We start from the raw sequence: 20,696 nt of genomic DNA on the forward strand, positions 1-20,696 counted from the left end.
CCATTCTCGCCTCGGACGCCGGGTCGGGGCCGAGGGTGCGGGCTTCGCCGGCAGGTCGCCCCCGCCGGGGGAGAGGGACGGCCTTTCCGGCCCGGAGGCGGCCGACCGCCTAGCGGTGGTCCAGGAAGGTGAGCACGGCCAGCACGCGGCGGTGGCCGCCGTCGGAGTGGGGCAGGCCGAGCTTGGCGAAGATGTTGCCGACGTGCTTGTGCACGGCGTTGTCGGTGATCGTCAGCTCCTGCGACAGCTCCGCGTTGCTGAGCCCCCGTGCCATGAGCGACAGCACCTCCCGCTCCCGGGCCGTGAGGGAGTCGAGGGCGTTCCCCCGGCCGCTCGCCATGAGCTGGGCGATCACCTCGGGGTCCATCACGGTGCCGCCCGCGGCGACCCTGCGCAGGTCCTCGACGAACTGCCCGACCCGGCTGACCCGGTCCTTGAGCAGGTAGCCCACCGCGCCGGAGCCGTCGGCGAGCAGCTCGCGGGCGTAGACGCGCTCGACGTACTGCGACAGGACCAGGACGGGCAGGCCGGGACGGGTCCGGCGCACGGCCAGGGCCGCCTTGACGCCCTCGTCGCGGAAGGACGGCGGCAGCCGCACGTCGGCGATCACGAGGTCGGGCCCGTGCTCCTCGACCGCGTCCACCAGTGCGGGCCCGTCGGTGACGACGGCGGCGACCTCGATGCCCTTGGTGCCCAGGAGCAGTTCGAGCCCGGCGGAGAGCAGGACGTTGTCCTCGGCGATCACGACGCGCACGGCAGCTCCACGGTGATGGCGGTCGGCCCGCCGGCCGGGCTGTGCACCCGTACGCTGCCGTCGAAGGCGGCGGCCCGCCTGCGGATGCCCGTGACCCCGGTGCCGCGGCTCTCGTCGACACCACCGCGCCCGTCGTCGCCGACCTCGATGAGCAGGACGTCGTCCCGCCGGGACAGCCGGACGGTGGCGCGCGTCGCGCCGCTGTGCCGGGTGACGTTGGTGATCGTCTCGGCCACGATGAAGTACGCGGCCGCCTCGACCGCGGCCGGGACCCGCCCCAGCTCGCCCAGGTCCACCTCGACGGGCACGCCCGCGCCGGCGGCCACCGCCGACACCGCCCCCTTCAGCCCCCGGTCGGCCAGGATCGGGGGATACATGGTGCGGATCACCTGGCGCAACTCGGCCATCGCCTCCTCCGTGCCCTCATGGGCCTCCTTGATCAGCCGGGCCAGCAGCCCGCCGTCCTCGGGGAGCGCCTCCCTGGCCACGCCCAGCCGCATGGCGATGGCCACGAGCCTGGCCTGCGTGCCGTCGTGCAGGTCGCGTTCGATCCTGCGCAGCTCCGCGCCGTGCGCGTCCAGCACGCCCGCCCGGCTCTCGGCCAGCTCGCCGACGCGCCGGGCGAGCCGTTCCGCCGGGGACGGTTCCAGCGCCGCCAGGCAACCCCGGGCGTGCAGCCGGGCCAGCCCCGGCAGCGCCCACCGGCCCAGCGCCGCCGACACCGCGAGCTGCGGCACGCCCAGCGCGAACGCCTGCCACCACGCGGTCACCGGCACGGCCAGCAGCGTCAGCGGCTCGTCGGCCGGGAACAGCCACCACAGCGGCGCCGCGACCACGGACGACACCGCCGTGCCGGCGATCGCCAGCGCGACCAGCCCGGCGGGCAGGCCCGTGGCGATGTGCCGGAAGAGCCAGCGCAGGTCGCGCCGGGTCTCGGGGTCGTCCAGGAGCTGCCGCCACTGCGCGCGGATGCCCTGGCGCAGCCGCGCCTCCCGGGGGGAGACCGTGGTGCCCAGGAGCGCCGCCGCCCGCCGCCGGTGCCATTCGGCCCACAGGCGCAGGCCCAGCAGCATGCGGGGCAGCATCACGAGTCCGAGGCCGAGCCCGGTGGACACCAGCCCCAGCGCGAGCAGCGGCACGAAGACCAGCGTCGCCAGGGCCGACGGCAGGTCGAGCAGGAGATAGCGGACATACCGCCATAGATGTCTCAACCGCACGAATTACAGGATCCTTCTGGCGGGCAGCTCAACGGCCAGCCACACTACCAAGCCCACCACCAGCACGGACGCGGGCACCAGCCACAACGGCCCGGCCGGCACCGGACGCCAGAGGAAGCCGAGGCCGAGCATGCCCAGCGGCACGGCGGCGAGCACGATGCCCGACCCCGACGCCCCGGCCGCGATCAGCGCCGCCTCCCAGCGCAGCATGCGCCTGAGCTGGCGCGGGGTCGCGCCCAGCCGCCGCAGCCCGTCCAGCTCGCCGCGCCGCGCCGTGGTGGTGGCCACCAGCCGGTTCGCCACCGCCACCAGCACGTACGCCAGCAGCACGGCCAGCACCGCCAGGTTCACCAGCGTCTGCGCCGAGGCCGCGCCCGCCTGCGGCCCCTCCGTCACCTCCGTGACCTCGGCGCCGGGCCAGCGGGCCAGCAGCGGGGCCAGCGCCGCGGGCCGGGCCAGGATCGCGCCGTCCAGACCGGTCGTGGTGTGCGCGGCGGCCAGGTCGCGGGAGACCACGATCGGCCCGAACCCGAGCCCGCGCCGGTAGGTGGCCACCACCCGGGCCTCGACCCGCGCGCCGTCCCCCATGATCACCTCCAGGCGCTCGCCGACCCGGCCCGCCCGCTCGTCCAGCGCGACCGCCGCGCCGGTGAGCCCGCCCAGGCCGCCGTCCACGACGTCCAGGTCGATCAGCCCCTCGGCGTCCGGCCCCAGCCCCAGGGCGGGCCGCGCCATCAGCCGCGGATTGTCGCCGAACTCCAGCGGCCCGGTCACCACCGTGGTCGTCACCATCCCGGCGGCCGGGGTGAGCCGGCGCACCTCGTCCAGCAGGCCGTGCGGGATGCCGCCCAGGCCCGGCGCGGTGATGGTGACCAGCCCGCGCATGGCCGCGGACGTCTGCCGCGACCGCGCCTCGGAGATCGTGGTCTGGGTGAGCGTGACGCTGAGGCCCAGCGTGACCACCATGCCGAGGGCCGCGATCTCGCCCGCCGTCCTGAGCGCGTGACCGTGACAGTTGTGCACGGCCAGCCAGCCGGGACCGGGCAGGCGGGCCACCCAGCGGGAGCGGGCCAGCGCGCCCGCCGCCCGCCGCACCAGCCACGGGCCGGCCAGCGCCAGGCCGATCACCGCGAGCAGCGCCGCCGTGGCCGGACCGATGGCGGCGGCCTCGGTCCGTACGAGCAGCGGCGCGCTCGACAGCACCAGGCAGGCCAGGATGAGCAGCAGGCCCGCGTTCGTCCGGGCCCGTGACGGCTCACCGAGGCCGGCGACCCCGGGGACGACCGGCATGCGCGAGACCCGGAGCGAGGCGGCCCACGACGCCACCCGCACCCCCCCGAGCAGCGCCAGTGCGGCGGCGACCGCGGGCAGCGGCCCGTACACCAGCGGCTGGTCGGCCCGCAGCGCCCCGATCTCCACCAGCAGCTCCCCGAAGCGGGCGGCCAGCAGGTAGCCGAGCGCGGCGCCGGGGACCAGCGCCGGGACGGCGGCCGCGAGACCCTGGACGGCGACCACCCGGCGCACCTGGCGCGGGGTCGCGCCCGCCGCCCGCAGCAGGGCCAGGTCGCGGCGCTGCCGGTTGATCGACAACGCCAGCCCGCCCCCCACCACGAACCCCACGATCAGCAGGCTGATGCCGCCGATCGAGCCGGGCAGCGCCAGCAGCAGGCCACGCCCGGCCGCCGCGCCCGGGGACTCCGCGTCGGCGCGGTAGCGGCCGGTCGCGATCTCGTACCGGTCGCCGAGCCGCTGCCGCAGCGCGCGGGCCAGGTCGCCGGGGGTCACGCCGGCGGCGGCGCGGGCGGCGACCAGGTCCACGGTGCCCGCCCGCGCGCCGGACGTCCGGCCCGCCAGCGCGGCGGCGGTGGCGTCGGAGAAGTAGAGGCCGGGCGCGTCCACCAGCCCCGTCACCCGGTACGCCGCCGGCCGCCCGCCCGCCACCACCAGGACCCGCGCACCGAGCCGCCCACCCCGCAGTGCGACCTCGTCCGGGGCCCGGGGCGGCCGCCCCGCCGTGAGCCGCCCGCTCAACCCGAGCGACGCCCACCCGTGCCCCGCCGTCCCGGGCGACGGCTCATCCGGGCCTGCCGTCCCGGGCGACGGCCCGTCCTGGCCGGCCGCGTCGGCCGCCGGTCGGCCGGGGGTGGCTGCGGTGGGGGTGCCGGGGGTGGCTGAGCCGAGGGTTGTGGGGCCGGAGGGGGTGTTCGTGCGGTTGACGACGGCGGCGGGGAAGCTGAGGTCGCCGATCGCGGACGCCACGCCGGGGACCGCGCGGACGGCGCCGACCAGGGAGCCGGGCACGCCCGCCCGCTCCGGCAGCGCCACCGGCAGGTCCTCCTCGACCGGGATCGACTGCCGCGCGGAGACCACCACGTCCGCGCCGGCCAGCCGCAGCGGCGGCTGTGACCGGAAGCCGGAGTCCACGATCACCCCGGTCGCGGTCACCAGCGCCATGCCGCCGAGCACGGCCACGAGGACCACGACGAGCCCGCCGGCCCTGGCCAGCGCCAGTGCGGTCCTGATCATGTGACCGGCTCCCCGGCCAGGCGCGTCAGCCGTACGGCGAGCTCCTCGGACGTCGGCGCGGCGAGCACGTCGATCACCTTGCCGTCGGCCATGACGAGCGTGTCGTGCGCCCGCGTGGCCGCGACCGGATCGTGCGTGACCATGACCACGGTCTGGCCCAGCTCGTCGACCAGCTCGCGCAGCAGGTCCAGCACCTGACCGGCGCTGTGCAGGTCGAGCGCGCCCGTGGGCTCGTCGGCGAACACCACGTCGGGCCGCGCGGCCAGCGCGCGCACGATCGCCGCCCGCTGCTGCTGCCCGCCCGACAGCTCGGCGGGCTTGTGGTGCAGCCGCTCGCGCAGGCCGACCCGGTGCACCAGCTCGCCCAGCCACTCCAGGTCGGGCCGCACCCCCGCCAGCCGCAGCGGCAGGGTGATGTTGTCCTGGACGCTGAGCGCCGGCAGCAGGTTGTACGACTGGAACACGAAGCCCGCGTGCTTCCTGCGCAGCTCGGTGCGGCTGGTCTCCGACAGCCCGCCCACGTCGGTGCCGCCCATCACGACCGTGCCCGACGTCGGCCGGTCGAGCGCCGCCGCGCACTGCAGCAGCGTGCTCTTGCCCGAGCCCGACGGCCCCATCACCGCCACGAACCTCCCCCGGGGGAAGGCCAGCGTGACGTCGTCGAGCGCCACCAGGTCGCCGTAGCGTTTCGTCACCCGGTTCAGCGTGACCACCGGCGTCACGAGCGGCGCCCGTTGAGGACGAGCACGGCCTGGCCGATGAGGGCGGCCAGCCCGACCACCCCGCCCGCCAGGCCCACCACGGTGAGGTCGCCGCCCATCGCGATGTTGGAGACCAGGTTCACCGCCACGCCCACCACGAACACCACCCAGAGCAGCGCTTTCAGCACGGGACGGTGCGATCGGCGCCTGGGGGCGGCCGGGCGGTGGTCGGGTTCGATGCGGTAGGGATCGTTCATGCGGAAGACCCTAGGAAAACCCGCCTGACCTGGAGAATCCTGCCCACCGCCCAATGCGGGGTACAGCTTGCTGTAGTGCCGGTCAGGGTTCGCCCGCGGCGGACCCGTCCCGGCGGTTCGGCGCCCGCCTCCAGCTCATCCACGCCCTGTGACACCGTGGCCTCGCGGGCACCTCGCCGCCTCCGCGGACACGCTAGTACCAGACCATCGGCTGCGAACCCGGGATGCTACGAGTTGTCTCTCCGCAGGTCCTTAGCCAGGACCAGGCGGTTCGTCAGGTGTTCGGGTAGGTGAAGCAGACCATGTCCTCGCCGCCGGACACCAGGACCACCCAGTACGGGCGGGTGTCGTAGGGGTTCTTCTTGCAGTGGCCGGCGTGGGCGTCCGCCGGGGCGCGGTAGACGTCCGAGACGACCATGATCCGGTTGTAGGGCTTGGGCACGCGGTCGGCGTCGCAGCCCACGGCGGTCGACAGGCCGAAAGACAGGCGCTGGTTCCCGGAATCGATCGCGAGTACGCAGTAGTTCTTCACCCAGATTCGTTTGAGGCAGAGTGTCGTGGTCTGTCCCGACCTGGCGGAGTAGCGCCATGAGTCCTCGGCGAGGCCGTTGGGGCAGATCAGGCCACTGCCTCCGGTCCGGGTGACATAGAACAGACCGCCATAGTTGCCGCGGCAGGAGACCGGTTCGGGTGGCTTCGGCTGGCTCCAGTCGTCGCCGTAGCCAGTGCGGTAGATGGGCAGGCAATCGCCCGCCCTGACGGATCGGAACGCGTCCTCGGTGGGGTCGGGTTCCGGTTCTTCCGCTTCGGACTTCTGCTCGGATCCGCTGCCCTGCTCGCTGGTGGCCGAGCCGCTGTCCGAGCCGCTGTCCGAGCCGCTGTCCGAGCCGCTGTTCTGCTTGCCGCTGTCCGAGTCGCCGCCCACCTCGATCGGGACCTCGAGGGTGATCCCGGGCTCGTCGCCGCCGGAGTCGTCGCTGGGTTCGGGGCTGGATGTGGACTCGTCCTGAGAGGTGCCCGGCTGGTCGGACGCCGCGTCTCTGTCCTTGCGCCCGCAGCCGACCAGCACTGCCGAAATAAGCAGCCATATCAGCGATGCACGACATATACGGCGATATCCACATTTCATATGGGCCACCCCCGTGTCAGGAGAGAGCTGCGGTGACGCGAGTTTGTCACAGCGCCCCGCGCGGCACAGCGGGTTCGGAGGACCACGCCCCCCATGTCACAGTTTCGGCATCGCGCAGGGTCCCGCCTCCGGCGCAGACTCACTCGTCGAGCCGTGTGCCGCCATGGGTGAAGGGGCGAGCGACAGCCCGCGCGCCAGGTGGCCGGCACCAGGTGAGGCGGGGTACCGCCCCCGGTCACAAGGAGATCGACAACCTCGGATCGACCAGAAGTTCGTTGCGTGGGTGGTGGATGTGGAACTCCGGCATCGGCGCCGGCGGCCGTTGACCGAACGCGCCGGCCATGTACTCCACCAGCTTCCGGCACCGCTCCGGATCGAACGTCTCATCGCAGGTTTCCTCGACGGTGCCCCCGATGACGACATGGTCGTTGCGCGGGAACAGGTACCCGTTCTGGCCGTAGAGATATTCCAGATTCGGCTGTGGCCGCAACATCGCGAGCTGTCCTCTGAGCGGGATCATGTCGGAGTCGTTCCACAGGTCCTTCGCGCCGAGCCCGGTGCAGTTGATGACGGTCTTCTGCGTCAGGGACGTGAGCACGTCCGCGCTGTTGACGAATCTCCGGTTCACGAACGTGACGCCGCGCGCTTTCAGGTCGCGTTCCAGCCTGGGGATGAAGATCGGCGGTTCGACGAGCAGCGTCCGGTACCTGTAACCGGAGGTGTCGTGTCCCGCGAACGGCAGCCGCTGCAGGTATTCGCGCTGCGGCAGCAGTCCCGGCACGAGGTCGTGCACCACGTCGATGCCCGAGGTGGCGTTGACGCTGTAGTTGTCGACCTCGGAGACGCCGAAGCCCTTGCCGATACTGGCCTTGAACATCGTGTAGGCGGTCCTGAGGATGTACTGGAGCTCCTGCACCTTGGCGAAGTCCTTGGAATACTCCAGGAGGGACACGGCCCATTGGCCGCCGGCCCTGTACGACGTGGTCTCGACCGGCGTGCGGTCGGAGTAGATCGTGACCCTGAGCCCGAGGTCGAGCAGCAGCGTGGCGGCGGTCAGCCCCATGACACCGGCGCCGATCACCGCGACCTCCCGATCGGTGGTGTCGTTCTGGGTCCGGTGCCTGAGCACCATGTCCCGCACCTTGGCGGCACAGCCCCAGCTCAGGGTGATGCCTCCGCCGCCGTGGCCATAGTTGTGGACGACGAGCTTGTCTCCCAGCACCTGAGTGTCGAGCCGGTAGGACTTCGCCCGGTAGGGCCTCAGGCCCGCGACGCACGCGCCCGGCTGATGGGGATCGAAAGTGAAATCCGCAGTCGGCAGATGGGGGAGGGCGCTCACAGCACGCTCGTCCAGCAGCATTCCCGGCTCCGATGATCAGACGCTTGGCCACTGGTACGCCTACCCGAGGAGCTGGCCAAAAGCCTCTGACCTGCGAAAACGTAAGGTCAAGCCTCGGATTCCACGCGTTCGCCCGGCCGCGCCCCCGGGTAGGCGTCCCAGCGGCCGGACAATCCGTGCCTGCCTGTTTCCGACCGATCTGCCGTACGGCGGGCATGTCGAGGAGCGTCATCGTGCCATTCACCGTCGCCGACTACATCCTCAAGCGACTGAGCCAGCACCAGGTCGACACCCTGTTCGGCGTGCCCGCCGCATACGGTGCGCCGCTGTTCGACGCGGTGAGCGCGCACGACATCAGACCCGTCGTGACCACCACCGACCTCGAAGCGGGATACGCGGCCGACGGGTACGCGCGTACCAAGGGTCTCGGCGTCGTCTCGGTGGCCAACGGCGTCGGCGTGCTCAGCATGATCAACGCCATCGCCGGCGCGTTCGTCGAGCGCAGTCCGGTCGTCGTCGTGAACGGCGGCCCGAACGCCGCCAACCTGACCAACCTGAAGGAACTCGACGTCCTGTTCTCGCACTCGACCGGCCAGCCGGACGGTGACCTCAACGCCTACCGGCTGGTCACCGCGAGCGCGGCCCGCGCCGAGCAGGCCGCCGACGTGCCCGCACTGGCCGACCACGCGATCTCGACGGCCATCAGGCGGAAACGGCCGGTCTACCTAGAGATCAACCGGGCCATCTGGACGGCCGACTGCACGCCCCCCGACGGGTCGCTGCCCGTCACCAACCCGGCGGCGGGCACCGAGCAGCAACTCGCCACCACGATCATCGGGCTCATCCGCGCCGCCGCGAAGCCGGTGCTCATCGCGGGCATCGAGATCCAGCGCTACGGGCTCGCCGACACGATGGCCGACCTGATCGCCAAGCTCGGGATCCGCTGGTCGGCCCAGGTGCCGGCCAAGTCGGTGCTGTCCGAAACGGAAGACGGCTGGGCCGGGATCTTCGCCCCGCCCGGCTCCCAGCCCGCCGCCGTCCAGGAGGCGGACCTGATCGTGATGCTCGGCTGCGTCTTCCCCGGCAGCTATGCCAGGTTCATCCGCGACCGTACCGACGACATCGTCACCGCCTACGACGGCAAGGTGAAGATCAAGAACGGGAACAAGCAGGACGCCGACATCGTCGCCCTGATGGCCGCGCTCGTGGCCGAGGCGGCCAAGCAGGCGCCGCGGCCCGTGCCTGCGGCCGTCGACCCGGCCCCGCCCCCCGCTTCGGGCCCGCTGACCTACGCCCAGGTGTTCGACCGCGTCGGCGCTGCGCTGGACGACTCCTGGCTCGTGATACCCGACACCTTCCTGGGCGGCGCCTCGGCCGCGAGCCTGCCGGTCAAAGGCCGCGATGGATATCTGTCCGGTGCCGTGTGGGCCTCCATCGGCCATTCCGTGGCCGCCGCGGTGGGCGCGTCCTTCGGGTCGAGCCGGCGCCCCCTGGTCATCTGCGGGGACGGCGGCTTCCACACGAGCGCCCAGGCGCTGTCCACGTTCGCGCACTACTGTCGCAATCCCGTCGTCCTGGTCATCGACAACGGCGTCTACGGCCTGGAGCAGTACATCATCGACTCGAGCTACTACGACGACCCCAACGCGGCGCCGAAGCCGTACGTCGTGCTCAACCCATGGGATTTCCCCGAATTCGCCCACAGCCTCGGCGTCCGCACCACCTACTCCGTGGACACCGCGGCAGAGCTCGACCAGGCGCTCGCCGACGCGAAGGAGTCCGCCGCCCCGGCGCTGATCGTCGCGAAGGTCAGCCCGCGGAGCCTGCCCGCGCGGCTGCCCTGAGCCGCGTCGCCCAGCCGGGTGAGATCGCCTGGTGGATCGTGAACGTGGCGTGCCCTGCTTGGACGGTGGCGAAGTCTCGCTGGGACCGGCTTGCCCGCCCGGTGCGGAAGCGGTGAGCAGAAGGGGCGCGGTCCTGGATGAGAGGATCGCCGAGCCGAGCGCCGTACGAGACCGGCTCGTGGAGGCCCTGACCGGCAACGCGACGCCACAGCAGCCCGGCACCATCGCTCGCCACCCCGCCTACGCCCGCGGCGGCATCTGCCGTCTTGAGCCCATCCGCCTTGACGCCTGCTCCTGTACGCGTAGCGCTGCCGTGGCCGGCCGGATTCACGAACGGTGCGCCCTGCGCCACTGGCCGGTGGCCACGCCCGCGAGGACCACATTGACGACATCCTCCGCGAGTTCGAGGGTGATCGGGAGGTGGCCGAAGAGCAGCCGGTAGTACGTGGTCGAGCCCAGCATGTCGAGCAGCAGGTCGATGTCGGCGTCCGCGCGGATGTCTCCGCGTTCGATCCCCCGGCGCAGGGCCCGGGCGGTGGTGGCCCTGCGCGGGTGGAAGTATCGGTCCAGGAACTCCGAGGCGAGTTCCTGGTCGTCGGCCAGGTCTGCGACCAGGGCCGGTAGGGCACGCCGCCCCACGGGACCGTTGAAGGCCTGACTGAGCGTGCTGATTCCGGCGATGAGATCGCAGTGCGTGCACCCGGTGTCGGGCGTGGGGGTGGTGCCGACGGTGGTGGCCAGCGCGTCGACGACCAGATGCTGCCGCGAGCGCCAGCGTCGGCGCAGAGCGGGCTTGCTCGTGTCGGCGCGGGCGGCGACCTCCTCCATCGTCAGCTTCGCATAACCCTTCTCGTTCAGGATGTCCATGACCGCGCGGTGCACCGCCGCGTCGATGCGCTGGTCGCGTGGCCTTCCACCGCTCCGTCGGCCTTCGGCGCTTTCGCTCTGGGCCGGCGATCCGGTTGCGCTCTTCCTCACCCAAGGCATTATAGGTACGCTCGGCAATAACGTTCCGTACCAGAACGGAACATATCAATGGAGGAGGATGAGTGTCCCGAGACGCCAGCAGGGCCGACGCACCGGCTGCCACCGGTGGCGAGGCGCCCGCGACATCCGCGAGTGTTTTCGGCCGGCGCTACCGCGCGCTCACTCTGGGTGTGATCGTGTCCGTGGGCTCAGTGGCCTTCGAGTCGCTCGGCGTGGCGACCGTCCTGCCCGAGATCGCCCACGACCTGGACGGCCTGGGCGCCTACGGCTGGGGGCTGTCGGCGCTCATGCTCGCCAACATCATCGGCACGGTGATCGCCGGTCGATCCGCTGACAGAACGGGGCCGTGGTGGCCGATGACGATCGGCCTGGCGGTCTTCGCCCTGGGCTGCGCCGTGGCCGGCACCGCCCCGTCCTGGCCACTGTTCCTCGCCGGCCGCTTCGTCCAGGGACTCGGCGTCGGTGCGATCATGGCCATGGCCTACACCGTGATCGGGCTGATGTACCCGGCACGCCTGCGGGCCCGCATGTTCGCCTTGCTCTCCTCGGCGTGGACCGCCCCCTCGCTGATCGGGCCGGTCCTGGCCGGCCTCCTCGCGCATCAGGCCGGCTGGCAGGCCGTGTTCCTGCTCATGCTGCCCATCATCGCCGTCGCCGCCGGGCTCACCCTGCCCGCGCTCCGTGGGCGGGCCGTCGCGGTCGCGCCCGCACCGCCCCCGGCGACGCCGTGGTGGAAGGGCCCGACGGTCGCCGCCGCTCAGCTCACCGTCGGCACCGGCCTGCTGTTGCAGGCCCTGCTGCTGTCAAACGTCGTCCTGCTGGCCGCGCTCGTGCTCGCCGGCCTCGCCGTCGCGCTGCCCGCCCTGCGCCGGGTGACGCCCGAGGGCACCCTGAGCGCTCGCGCCGGCATCGCCGCCGGAGTCGTCATCCGCGCCCTCCTGTGCGGCGTCTACTTCGGCAGCGAGGCATTCCTCCCCCTCGGCCTGCAGCAACTGCGCGGGCTCAGCGTCACCGAGGCGGGTCTCGGCCTGTCAGCGGGCGCGATCACCTGGGTGATCGGGTCCGCGCTGCAGTCCAGACTGGACGACCGCGGACCGGGCGCCCGGACCTGGGGCGTCATGCTGGGATTCGGCATCCTGCTCGCCGGTGTCGTCCTGGTCGCATCGGCCATTCTGGTGCCGGCCATTCCCGCGTACGTGGCCGTGGTCGGCTGGGCGATCGGTGGCCTCGGCATGGGCGGCGCCTTCAACGCCTCCACCACCAGCACTCTGGAGCAAACACCCGCGCACCGGCAGGGCGAAGTCAGCGCGGCTCTGCAACTCGCCCAGACCCTCGCCACGGCCGTGCTCGCCGGGCTGGGCGGCGCCGCCCTGGCGATCGCCCGGCATTGGGGCGGCTCCACCCATGACGCCCTGCTCGCCACGTTCGTGCTCACCGGACTCATGGCACTGCTCGGCGTGATGCTGTCCCCCAGGCTGCGCGGTTCCTCCCCCGGCCAGACCTGATCGCACGTCAGCAGCGTCAGGTCTCCTGACCCGGCGAAACGGCACTCGCCAAGAAGCGAGCACTCAGGCCAGGGCAAGGCGCCGGAGGATGTCCGCAGTGCCCTGCTGGCGGAACATGGGCCGAGCCGTTTGCGCGTGGTCGGTCCGGTGCCGAGCCTGGTCCCGGTCTTGAAGGTTCTGCGGGAGGTCTGGGAGGTGTCGCTTCCCCAGGCTTGTGAACTGGCCGACGAGCTCTCGCTGACACCGGCTTGGCCGGGACGCTGGCGGAGATGGAGTTTCTGAAGACTCGGCTGCGGAGCCGTGGCGTCGCGGCCGAGGTGGGATCCGATGCCGGTAGGCGTCGCGCTTGCCGGCGCCGGCGGTGATCGGGATGTGCTGGGCGGTCCGGGGCTCTCCTCCCTGCTTCACCGCGGCCGCGGCCGCGGCGTTGTCCTTCCAGATCTCCTGGTACCTGCCCGATGCGCGAAGGCAGCCCAGGGCTGGGGTATCTGCGCAGGTAGACGCCTTGCAAGGAGGTATGCCCGGTGGAAGACTGGATCTGACGGAGGGGGACGTCATGATCGAGGTCAAGAGCATCGGCAAGCCCGACGAGCGCCGCGACTTCCCCAGGGGACACCTGGAGGTGTGCAACCTGTCCGGGCTGAGCTTCGGCGTGGCCACGAGCGGGCACGGCCCGGACGGATCGTAGGCAGTCGAGGTCGGTCACGTGCTGGGCGGGCCGAGGTGCGAGTCCCGGGCGTGGATCACGAACCGCTGCGCGCTGCCCTGGGTCTGTCCGGACCGCGCGTTCATTCGGCACACACAATCAACGACCAAGGGTGCGTGGCAGGCACTTTGACCAGAGGCAACATCCGGCTGGGCACCCTGCCGCCGGGCGCCCCTTCCCAGCCCGGCGGAGCGGGCCTCGCACCCGCAGTGATCGGGTGCGGACGAGGTCGGCTGGAGCCGCAAGCGCCTGTGGTCCCGCTTCCGGTCCCAGCTCGGCATCACACCCCAACGCGCCGCCCGGCTGGTGCGCTTCGACCACGCCGCCCGCCTACTCGCGGCGGGCCACGCCGCCGCCCGCGTTGCCGCAGAGAGCGGCTACGTCGACCAGTCCCACCTCCACCGCGAGGTCACGACGTTGCCGGGCTCACGCCCACGGCCCTGGCCGTCGCGCCGTGGCTCACGGTCGGCGACGTTGCGTGGCCGGCTCCATCGCCGAACCGCCCGATCCCGGGAGGCCGGCGTGGGGCCGGATCACCGCACCGCCTGCTCCGGGAGGGCGGGCTCATGCCCCGCGGGCTCGGCCTGGCAGGCGCCGGAGGCGCGAAAGGTTCGGCGAGCTGGGCCAGGTAGGCGGTGGGGTAGTCGGGTTCGGCGGCGGGCGGGCGGCGGCCTGCCACGTGCCCACCGTGTCGGGGGCGCCGGTTGCGGCGACGCGGGCGCCGGCCGCGCGCCCGGCCGGATGGGCCGGGTCGAGGTAGGCCAGCAGGCCACGAGCGCCGGGGTCGGCGTGCAGTTCGTGCCGGACACCGGCCGGGATGATCGCCGCCTCGGCGCGGAGCTGACGGCCGTGCCGGTCGGTCAGCATCACCTCACCGGCCGTCACCAGCAGGACCTGCACCGCGGCGTGCGCGTGCGGCTCGGCCGCCCCGATCGTCCCGGTGAAGGCGAGCAGGCCCGGGGCGGCCGTGGCCCGAAACACCGCCGGGCCGCTATCCGTCCAGGAACGCGGGGTGTGTCACCACAAGCCGGGGCGACCGGGCACCCGTTCGCGACATTCGGCGGATGGCCACATCAGGACGAACGCTTGACGCCGGTGATGCCGCGGCTGACGGTGAAACCGGGGCGGATCCTGGAGGGGCACCATGAACGAGTACGAGGCGATCGTGCAGAGCCTGAGCGACATCGACCAGCGCATCAGGCAGGACAACGTCGGGATCTTCACCGAGATCCTCATCCTGTTCGATCACGTGCTGGTGGCCCGCACCCAGCCGTACAGCGGCTACGACGGCTACCAGGTGGGCGGCAGGGAACTGCGTTACGCGCTGGTCGACCCAGGGTCCGGGGCCAGGAACACGCGCAGGCCGTACTACGTCGGCAACCAGGAGGCGAACGTCTCCCTGGCCGACTCCGAGGTCGTCAGCCTGGAGCAGGCCTGGCGCTGGATGACCGCCTGGAAGGCGGATCACGCCGCGTACCGGCAGCATCTGGTCCAGCAGCAGCGGGCCTGGCGCGAGGCGATGGAGGCGGGGGCGTCCGACATGCGGGCCCGCGAGTACGAGCGCCTGCGCATGGAGCAGGAGCCGCTGCCGCCGCCTCCCCAGATCTGGGGACCGGCCCAGGAGAAGGCCTGGCAGGCCGAGGTGGACCGCGGGGAGGCGGCGGCGAACGAGGTGCTCAGGGACTGGGACCACCGGCCCCGCTGGGTGACGGTGCTCCTGGTCGGCAACGTCGGGCCGTGCGACGGGTGCAAGGCCCGGCTCAAGGTCTTCCTGTACGACCTCAGCGTGGAGCTGTTCCCCAAGGCGCTCGTCGTGGTGAAGTCCGTCTACACCGGCCAGGAGCACAAGCGGGGGGTACGCGGCGGCGCCGACCGCCTGGAGACCGGGTACGGCTACCCGGACCGGGCCCAGCAGATGGAGTACCGGTCGCCCACCGGCACCGTCTGGCGGCCGTGGGTCCGCATCGCGACCCCCTGGCCGGTGCAGTAGACCGGGCCCCCGCGTCCGCCGCTCGCCGTGGCGGACGGGCCCGCGCGCGGCGGGGATCAAGACGTTGACACCATCGGGAAGGTTCCGCGTGCTCCCCGCCTCGCCGGTCGGGGCCGAGCGCTCACGCGCGCCGCTCGGCGGATCGTTGCGGGAGCCGTCCGGCCGGTTGTACGACCGGTCCGGCTCAGATGGCAGAGGGCCGGGCAGCGGGCCGGGGCGGCTCAGAGGGCCGGGCAGGGGGCCGGGGCGGCGCCGGAGGCGTACGTGAGGAAGTCGGACAGGTAGGCCTGCCAGGCGCGCCAGTCGTGCCCGGCTCTGGTGTAGCAGTAGCGGTGCTCGACGCCCAGGCTCGTCAGCGTCCGGTCGAACTCGGCGGCGTAGGCGCCGAGCACCGTCTCGCTGACGCCCGTGGCCCCGTCGGTCTCGGTGGTGTCGTAGCCGCAGTCGGCCGGCGCGGGCCGGGTGCCGTCCGGGGTGTGGGGAATCCGGTCGCAGGCGCCCGCGTACAGGGCCAGTTTTCCGCTGTAGGGGGCGTACCTGCCCTGGGTGACCAGGCCGGCGGGGTTGGCGGCGGGCCAGTCGTCGGCCGTCACGCCGTGGAAGACCGTCTCGGTACGCGGGCCGAACAGGGTCTCCAGGCGGTAGCGGCGCTGCACGCCGGGGTCCGGGACCGGGAAGATGCTCCCGGGTTCGTACTTGTTGACCCGGTACTCGCCTGGGTCCTGCCACCGGATGGCCGCGCCGGACTGCCACATCGAGTCGGAGATCGTCTTCTGGGCGGGCGCGGCGCGCAGGTCGATGCCCGGGGAGAAGGCGCCGACGGCGGAGTAGAGGCCGGGGTGCGCGGCGGCGTACTTGAGGGCGCCGAAGCCTCCCATGGACAGCCCCGCGAGCCAGCGTCCCGTCCGGTCGGCGATGGTGTGGAAGTTCGCGTCGATCCACGGGACGAGCTGGCTGTTGTGGTACGTCTCCCACTTCGGCGCGAAATATCCGTCCGTACGCCCTGCCCAGTCCGTGTACCAGCCGGTCAGCCCGCCGGTCGGCATCACCACGATGCCGTCGAAGGACGCGGCGCGCAGGCGGGCTACCACGTCGCCCTTGGCGGTCCAGGCGTCGAAGGTGTCGCCGCCGCCGTGGAGAAGATAGAGCGTCCGGTAGGGGGTGCCGCGATCCGGGTCGTAGCCGGGCGGGAGGTGGACGCGGACGGTGACCGGATACGCCGGCGGGTCGATGACCGCGGCGCCGCCGGCCGGCTGGAAGATCATGGTCGAGGTCATCGTGACGTCCCGCAGCTTCGAACGGTCGGGCTGCTCGGACTCCGTCACGTTGACGCAGGTGATCCCGTGGCCGTCGGGGTGCGGGAGCGTCGCCGGGCACGCGGCGGCCCGCGCCGGGCCCTGCGGCACCACCACCACCATGAGCGGCAACAGCCCGGCCGGCATCCGCATCAGCCGCATGGGTACCCCTTCCACCTGTGCCGCCCGGAGCCCGGGCGCGTCGTGATCATCGGGCGGTGAGCGCGGCGTAGGCGTCCACGGAGATGGTCACCTGCGCGGTGCCCTCGTTCTTCAGCAGGACCGTCCCGTCCGGCCGCGCGGCGGCGATGGTGAAGCCGGCCGTGTCCTTGCCCGCCGCGTACGCCACCACCCGCGCGGTGCTCGGACCGCCCAGCGGGACGACCGAGACGACCCCGTTCGCCGCGCCCTTGGCGACGACGGCCAGGCCCAGCGCGGAGACGCCGGACGCGGGGATGCCGGCCACCCCCGTGATGTTCAGCGCCTTCGTGCCGCCGGCGGCGATGGTGAGGCCCCGGGCGACCGGCGACGCCCCGATCGCCTTGAGGAGCGATCCCCGCTGGGCGGAGGAGAAGTAGCCCATGACGTCGACGGAGATCTCCACCGTCCCGAAGCCCAGGTTGTGCAGGTTGATCTTCCCGCCGGCGCCGGGCTTGACGATGGTGAAGAACTGCGTCGGGACGTTGGCCGGGTAGTCGGCGTTGGCGTCGGCGGGGAAGACGTCCCCGGCGGCGTAGACCCGGATCGTCCCGGTTGAGGGGCTCTTCAGCATCACGGTGAGCGCGACCGCGTCCACCCCGGTGGCGGGAAGCCCGGTCATGCCGGACGTGGCCAGCTCATGGTTGCCCAGCGCCGGGACGACGGTCCGGTCCGCGACCCGTACGGGCGTGATCGGCACGTAGGCGCCGCCCACCACGCCGGCCGCCTGCGCGAGGGTGTGTCCGTGGACGTCGAGCGTCACCCGGACGGGGCCGGTGCTCCTGTTCACCACCTTGATCCTCCCGTCCGCGCCGGCCTTGGCGATGATCAGGGTGGAGGCGTAGCGCGTGGCGTCGTAGAAGAGCGGGCTGCCGGAGGGTTCCTGCTCGTCCGAGGCGTGCACCGCCACCGAGCCCGAGTTGAACAGATCGCCCTTGGCGGCCACGTTGAGCGCGACAGCGCGCAACCCCGTGGCCGGCAGCCCGGCCGTTCCCGCGACCTGTACCGCCATGGTCGAGTTCGCGCTGACCTGCACGTTGTCCAGGATCCGGCCGCGCGAGGAGAAGAACTGGTCAGGCCCCGGCCGCACGGCCGCGCCCAGGGCGGCGTCGTCGAGCTGTATCCGCGGCGTGGGCCCGCCGGGATGGGCGATGCTCCGGCCGCTGTCCTTCAGCATCGACTCCAGCTCGGCCACGCCCGAGCCGGGGAACGCCTGGCGCATCACCGCGAACGCGCCGGCGACGTGCGGCGCGGCCATGGACGTGCCGCTCATGGAGTCGTAGGTGTCGCCGGACACCGACGAGACGATGTCCGTGCCCGGGGCGAACAGGTCCAGGAGCGGGCTGCGGTTGCTGAAGCCGGAGACGGCGTCCCCGTCGGTGGTGCTGCCCACGGCGACGGCCGAGGAGACGCAGGCCGGGGCGCTGATCGCGTCGGTGAAGCCGTCGTTGCCCGCCGCGATCACCGTGGCCACCCCGGCGGCCCGCAGCCCGTCGATGACGGGTTTGCGGGTGTCGTTGTCGCAGGCCGCGGTGTTCCTGCCGCCGCCCAGGCTCAGGTTGGCCGCCACGATGGGCAGCTCGCTCCTCAGCTGCAGCACCTTCTCCAGCCCGGCCAGCTGGGCGCTGGTGAAGCTGAGCACGCACGGCGAGGCGCCCGGCCCGCAGAAGTCGTCCGTGTCGAACCTGCTGAAGATCTGGACGGCCACGAGGCCGGCCTCCGGCGCGACGCCGCTGCCTTCGGCCGCCTCCACGCCCTCGCCGTCACCGGCGACGATGCCGGCCACGTGGGTGCCGTGGTCGCAGTTGAGCTCGCTGTTCGCGCACGGGCCGCTCTCGGAGTCCGCCGATCCCGGCCCTTCCTGCTCGTCCGAGCCGTCGGGGCACAGGCTGGTGGCCGAGTAGTCGGGGTCGCTGGGGGAGAAGCAGGCCTCGGCGACGACCCGGCCGCCGAGGAAGGGGTGGTTGACCGCCACGCCCGTGTCCAGCACCGCCACCACGCTGCCCGCACCGGTCAGGCCCGCCTGGCGCGTACGGTCGGCGCCGATCAGCGGGATGCTGCGGCCGAGCGCCGGCGGCGCCGGCCGGTCCTCCGACACGCTGACCACGCCCGGCTGGCCGGCCAGCCGCTCCAGCGCCGCCTGGTCGGCGCGCAGCGTGACCACGGGCAGGCGGGAGAGCGTCTGGAGCACCGGGCCGGCGCTCGCCGCCGCCGGCAGGTCCCCGCGCGCCCTGGTCACCACGTTCACCCTGAGACGGGCGCCGCCCGCCAGCTTCTCTCCCAGGCCGGGCTCCACCCACGGCCCCTCCTGCGCGGCCCGGGTGGTGGCGTCGGCGGCGAGAGCCCCTGAGGGGAGCAGGGGGAGGAGCAGGATCGCCGCCACAGAGAGGAGGCGGCGGATCGGGCGTCGGTTCATGACTGTCTTCTCCGTCCGGGGTGCCGGGGTTCGACGAAGGCGGCGGACGCCACGACGGCCGGGCCGCGGGCGTCCGCCGGATCGGGTCAGTCCCTGGTCGCGTTCGCGCCGTTCCTGGGGTGGCCCTTGCGGACGAACTGCCGGTAGGTCCAGGCGAGGTTCCTGCACAGAGGCCGCCTGATCTTGCTGTAGGCGGTGCAGGTCCAGTCGCGCAGGGTGGTGTAGAACAGGCTGTCCACGTCGGACTTGCGGCTCCAGTCCAGGTGGTACGGGTAGTACCACCGCTTGAGGTTGTTGCCGATCACGCCGTAGCCGTAGTCGTGCATGTCACAGGCGCTGGTGAAGTTGAACCCCGACGGCTTGTCCGGCGACTTGGTGCAGTGGTCGTGCAGGATGCCGACGACCCAGCGCTTGGTGGGCAGCTGCCTCCAGTACGGGCGGTGCCAGCCGTAGTGGGCCGCCCAGGCCGCACAGGGGCGGCTGTAGTACATCCAGTGCACGGCGGCCCAGCAGTTGGACGGGTAGGCCAGCGGGCCGGCGACCTCGCCTCCGCCGGGGGTGGTGCCGGGAGCGGGCGGGTCGAGCGACGGCGGCGGGCTGTCGGAGGCGCCCGGCAGGGTGTTGCCGGCGGCGGCGCTCGCGGTGGGCAGCGCGGAGTCGCCGGTGTAGGCGAGCTGCCAGCCGCCGCTGAGGCGCGAGTCGAAGGTGGTCAGCCGCCCGGCCGCGTCGTAGGCGTAGGTCGAGGGCTGCGTGCTGGTCTGGCTCGGGTCGGCCATGGTGCGCAGCAGGCCGGCGCTGTCGTAGCCGTAGGCGGCCACGCTCTGCGGCGTGCCGGTGCCGGAGGTCTGGGTGATCTGCTTGAGCCGGCCCGCGTAGTCGCCGAAGGCCGTCCCGGTCGCGGTGGTGGAGGTCGCGTAGGTGAAGGCCAGGACGCTCTGCGGCTCCTCGCCCGCGGCGGGCTCGGTGACGGTGGCGACCCGGCCCTGGGCGTCGTATCGCACGGTCGAGGTGCCGAACGCCTTCGTGCCGACGCTCGTCACCCTCCAGGCGTCGCTCGGGGAGGCCCCGGCCTTCTCCCAGACGTAGACCTGGTTGAGGTCCGCCGAGCTGATCGGGTTGCCGGCGTCGTCGGTGAACCCGTCGTCGCCCGCCTCCGTGGTCCCGAGGCCGGTGGAGATCGTCTCGCTGACCGTGGTGCGCAGCACGCCGGCTGTCGCGTCCCACCGGCTGGTCTCGGTGAGCTTGGAGCCGTCGGCGGCCTCGTAGCGGCGCACCTCGCCGCCGTCGGGGAAGGCGGCGCCGCTCTTGTACGCGTACTGGGTCTTCTCGCCCGTGTCGAGGTCGGTGACCTGCGCGGCGTCGCTGAGAATCTCCAGTTTCCTGCTGGTGGTGCCGCCCAGGAACTCGGCCTGCCAGCCCGGGCCGAACACCGACAGGTCCGTTCTGGAGGCGGGCACCGCCTTCGGCTGAGCGAGGCTGCCGTCAACGGCGGCGACCGCGTGCTTGCGGCCGATCACGGCCGCGGCGGTGTCCAGCTCGTTGAGCTCGAACGTCCTGCCGTCGGCGAAGTACTGGCCGGGGCCGACGGGCTGGTCGGTCTCCGACGTGGCCTCGGCGCTGGCCGTCTGGGCGGGCACGACGGCCAGCAGTGGCAGGATCGCTGCGGTGACCGCCGTCATGACGGTTAATCGCTTCATGGGCTCTCCTCGCGGCGCGGGATGCGGATGCCCGCGTACATTACGGGGGAGCTGTTGCCACCGGTTTGCCAGAGACGTCAGAGGCTTCCGCCGACCGGGAAACGCAGGGCGGCACCTTGGCCCGCCGAAGCGGCG

Annotated in this window: 16 protein-coding genes and 1 pseudogene; 5 read left to right on the top strand and 12 right to left on the bottom strand. The window is 72.6% G+C overall.

Annotated features, from left to right (window positions below; genetic code table 11):
• Positions 1-109: 109 nt before the first annotated feature.
• The 7 genes from IO39_RS21410 to IO39_RS21440 all read right to left on the bottom strand — a co-directional run bounded on the left by IO39_RS21410 (position 110) and on the right by IO39_RS21440 (position 7,944).
• Positions 110-754 (bottom strand): response regulator, encoded by a 645-nt coding sequence (locus tag IO39_RS21410; protein ID WP_043625837.1) that lies wholly within the window; start codon positions 752-754, stop codon positions 110-112.
• Positions 742-1,965, bottom strand: coding sequence for a sensor histidine kinase (locus IO39_RS21415; protein WP_245642107.1), 1,224 nt, complete (start codon positions 1,963-1,965; stop codon positions 742-744). The genes IO39_RS21410 and IO39_RS21415 overlap by 13 nt, the downstream gene beginning before the upstream one ends.
• 9 nt (positions 1,966-1,974) lie before the next feature.
• Complete coding sequence (locus IO39_RS21420; protein ID WP_043625843.1) at positions 1,975-4,497, bottom strand: ABC transporter permease; 2,523 nt, start codon at positions 4,495-4,497, stop codon at positions 1,975-1,977.
• On the bottom strand, positions 4,494-5,192 hold the full coding sequence (locus IO39_RS21425; protein ID WP_342671431.1) for an ABC transporter ATP-binding protein: 699 nt from the start codon (positions 5,190-5,192) through the stop codon (positions 4,494-4,496). Before IO39_RS21425 ends, IO39_RS21420 begins: the two co-directional genes overlap by 4 nt.
• A 23-nt stretch (positions 5,193-5,215) precedes the next feature.
• A complete protein-coding gene (locus tag IO39_RS21430; protein ID WP_043625849.1) occupies positions 5,216-5,455 on the bottom strand; it encodes a hypothetical protein in 240 nt (79 codons plus the stop codon).
• Between the two features lie 274 nt (positions 5,456-5,729).
• Positions 5,730-6,524, bottom strand: coding sequence for a hypothetical protein (locus IO39_RS21435; RefSeq protein ID WP_052423173.1), 795 nt, complete (start codon positions 6,522-6,524; stop codon positions 5,730-5,732).
• Positions 6,525-6,819: 295 nt separating this feature from the next.
• On the bottom strand, positions 6,820-7,944 hold the full coding sequence (locus IO39_RS21440; RefSeq protein ID WP_043625852.1) for an FAD-dependent oxidoreductase: 1,125 nt from the start codon (positions 7,942-7,944) through the stop codon (positions 6,820-6,822).
• Positions 7,945-8,156: 212 nt separating this feature from the next.
• Here IO39_RS21440 and IO39_RS21445 point away from each other — a divergent pair, with 212 nt between their 5' ends.
• Positions 8,157-9,767, top strand: a complete 1,611-nt coding sequence (locus tag IO39_RS21445; protein WP_169789090.1) for a thiamine pyrophosphate-binding protein — start codon at positions 8,157-8,159, stop codon at positions 9,765-9,767.
• Positions 9,768-10,094: 327 nt separating this feature from the next.
• On the opposite strand, the gene IO39_RS21455 is transcribed toward IO39_RS21445, so the two are convergent.
• Entirely contained in the window at positions 10,095-10,745 is a 651-nt protein-coding gene (locus IO39_RS21455) for a TetR/AcrR family transcriptional regulator (RefSeq protein WP_211267094.1), read from the bottom strand.
• A gap of 185 nt (positions 10,746-10,930) precedes the next feature.
• Between IO39_RS21455 and IO39_RS21460 the strand changes: the two genes are divergently transcribed.
• From IO39_RS21460 to IO39_RS57880, 3 genes and pseudogenes are all read left to right on the top strand, one after another.
• Entirely contained in the window at positions 10,931-12,259 is a 1,329-nt protein-coding gene (locus IO39_RS21460) for an MFS transporter (RefSeq protein ID WP_211267095.1), read from the top strand.
• Positions 12,260-12,776: 517 nt separating this feature from the next.
• Positions 12,777-12,947 (top strand): cupin domain-containing protein, encoded by a 171-nt coding sequence (locus IO39_RS57875; RefSeq protein ID WP_245642108.1) that lies wholly within the window; start codon positions 12,777-12,779, stop codon positions 12,945-12,947.
• 297 nt (positions 12,948-13,244) lie between these two features.
• Positions 13,245-13,343: pseudogene (locus IO39_RS57880) on the top strand (AraC family transcriptional regulator); the annotation flags it as partial.
• Between the two features lie 186 nt (positions 13,344-13,529).
• On the opposite strand, the gene IO39_RS54625 reads toward IO39_RS57880, so the two are convergent.
• Positions 13,530-13,946: a cupin domain-containing protein gene (locus tag IO39_RS54625; protein WP_052423174.1), complete on the bottom strand. Its 417-nt coding sequence runs from the start codon at positions 13,944-13,946 to the stop codon at positions 13,530-13,532.
• Between the two features lie 163 nt (positions 13,947-14,109).
• Here IO39_RS54625 and IO39_RS21470 point away from each other — a divergent pair, with 163 nt between their 5' ends.
• On the top strand, positions 14,110-14,955 hold the full coding sequence (locus IO39_RS21470; protein WP_043625862.1) for a hypothetical protein: 846 nt from the start codon (positions 14,110-14,112) through the stop codon (positions 14,953-14,955).
• Between the two features lie 221 nt (positions 14,956-15,176).
• On the opposite strand, the gene IO39_RS50835 is transcribed toward IO39_RS21470, so the two are convergent.
• The 3 genes from IO39_RS50835 to IO39_RS21485 all read right to left on the bottom strand — a co-directional run bounded on the left by IO39_RS50835 (position 15,177) and on the right by IO39_RS21485 (position 20,561).
• On the bottom strand, positions 15,177-16,412 hold the full coding sequence (locus tag IO39_RS50835) for an alpha/beta hydrolase (protein ID WP_052423175.1): 1,236 nt from the start codon (positions 16,410-16,412) through the stop codon (positions 15,177-15,179).
• A 46-nt stretch (positions 16,413-16,458) separates the two neighbouring features.
• Positions 16,459-18,864 (bottom strand): S8 family peptidase, encoded by a 2,406-nt coding sequence (locus IO39_RS56790; RefSeq protein WP_211267096.1) that lies wholly within the window; start codon positions 18,862-18,864, stop codon positions 16,459-16,461.
• A gap of 86 nt (positions 18,865-18,950) precedes the next feature.
• Entirely contained in the window at positions 18,951-20,561 is a 1,611-nt protein-coding gene (locus IO39_RS21485; protein ID WP_084773222.1) for a phospholipase A2, read from the bottom strand.
• Positions 20,562-20,696: the final 135 nt, after the last annotated feature.

The organism is Nonomuraea candida (genome assembly GCF_000725485.1).
GTDB classification, from domain to species: Bacteria; Actinomycetota; Actinomycetes; order Streptosporangiales; family Streptosporangiaceae; genus Nonomuraea; species Nonomuraea candida.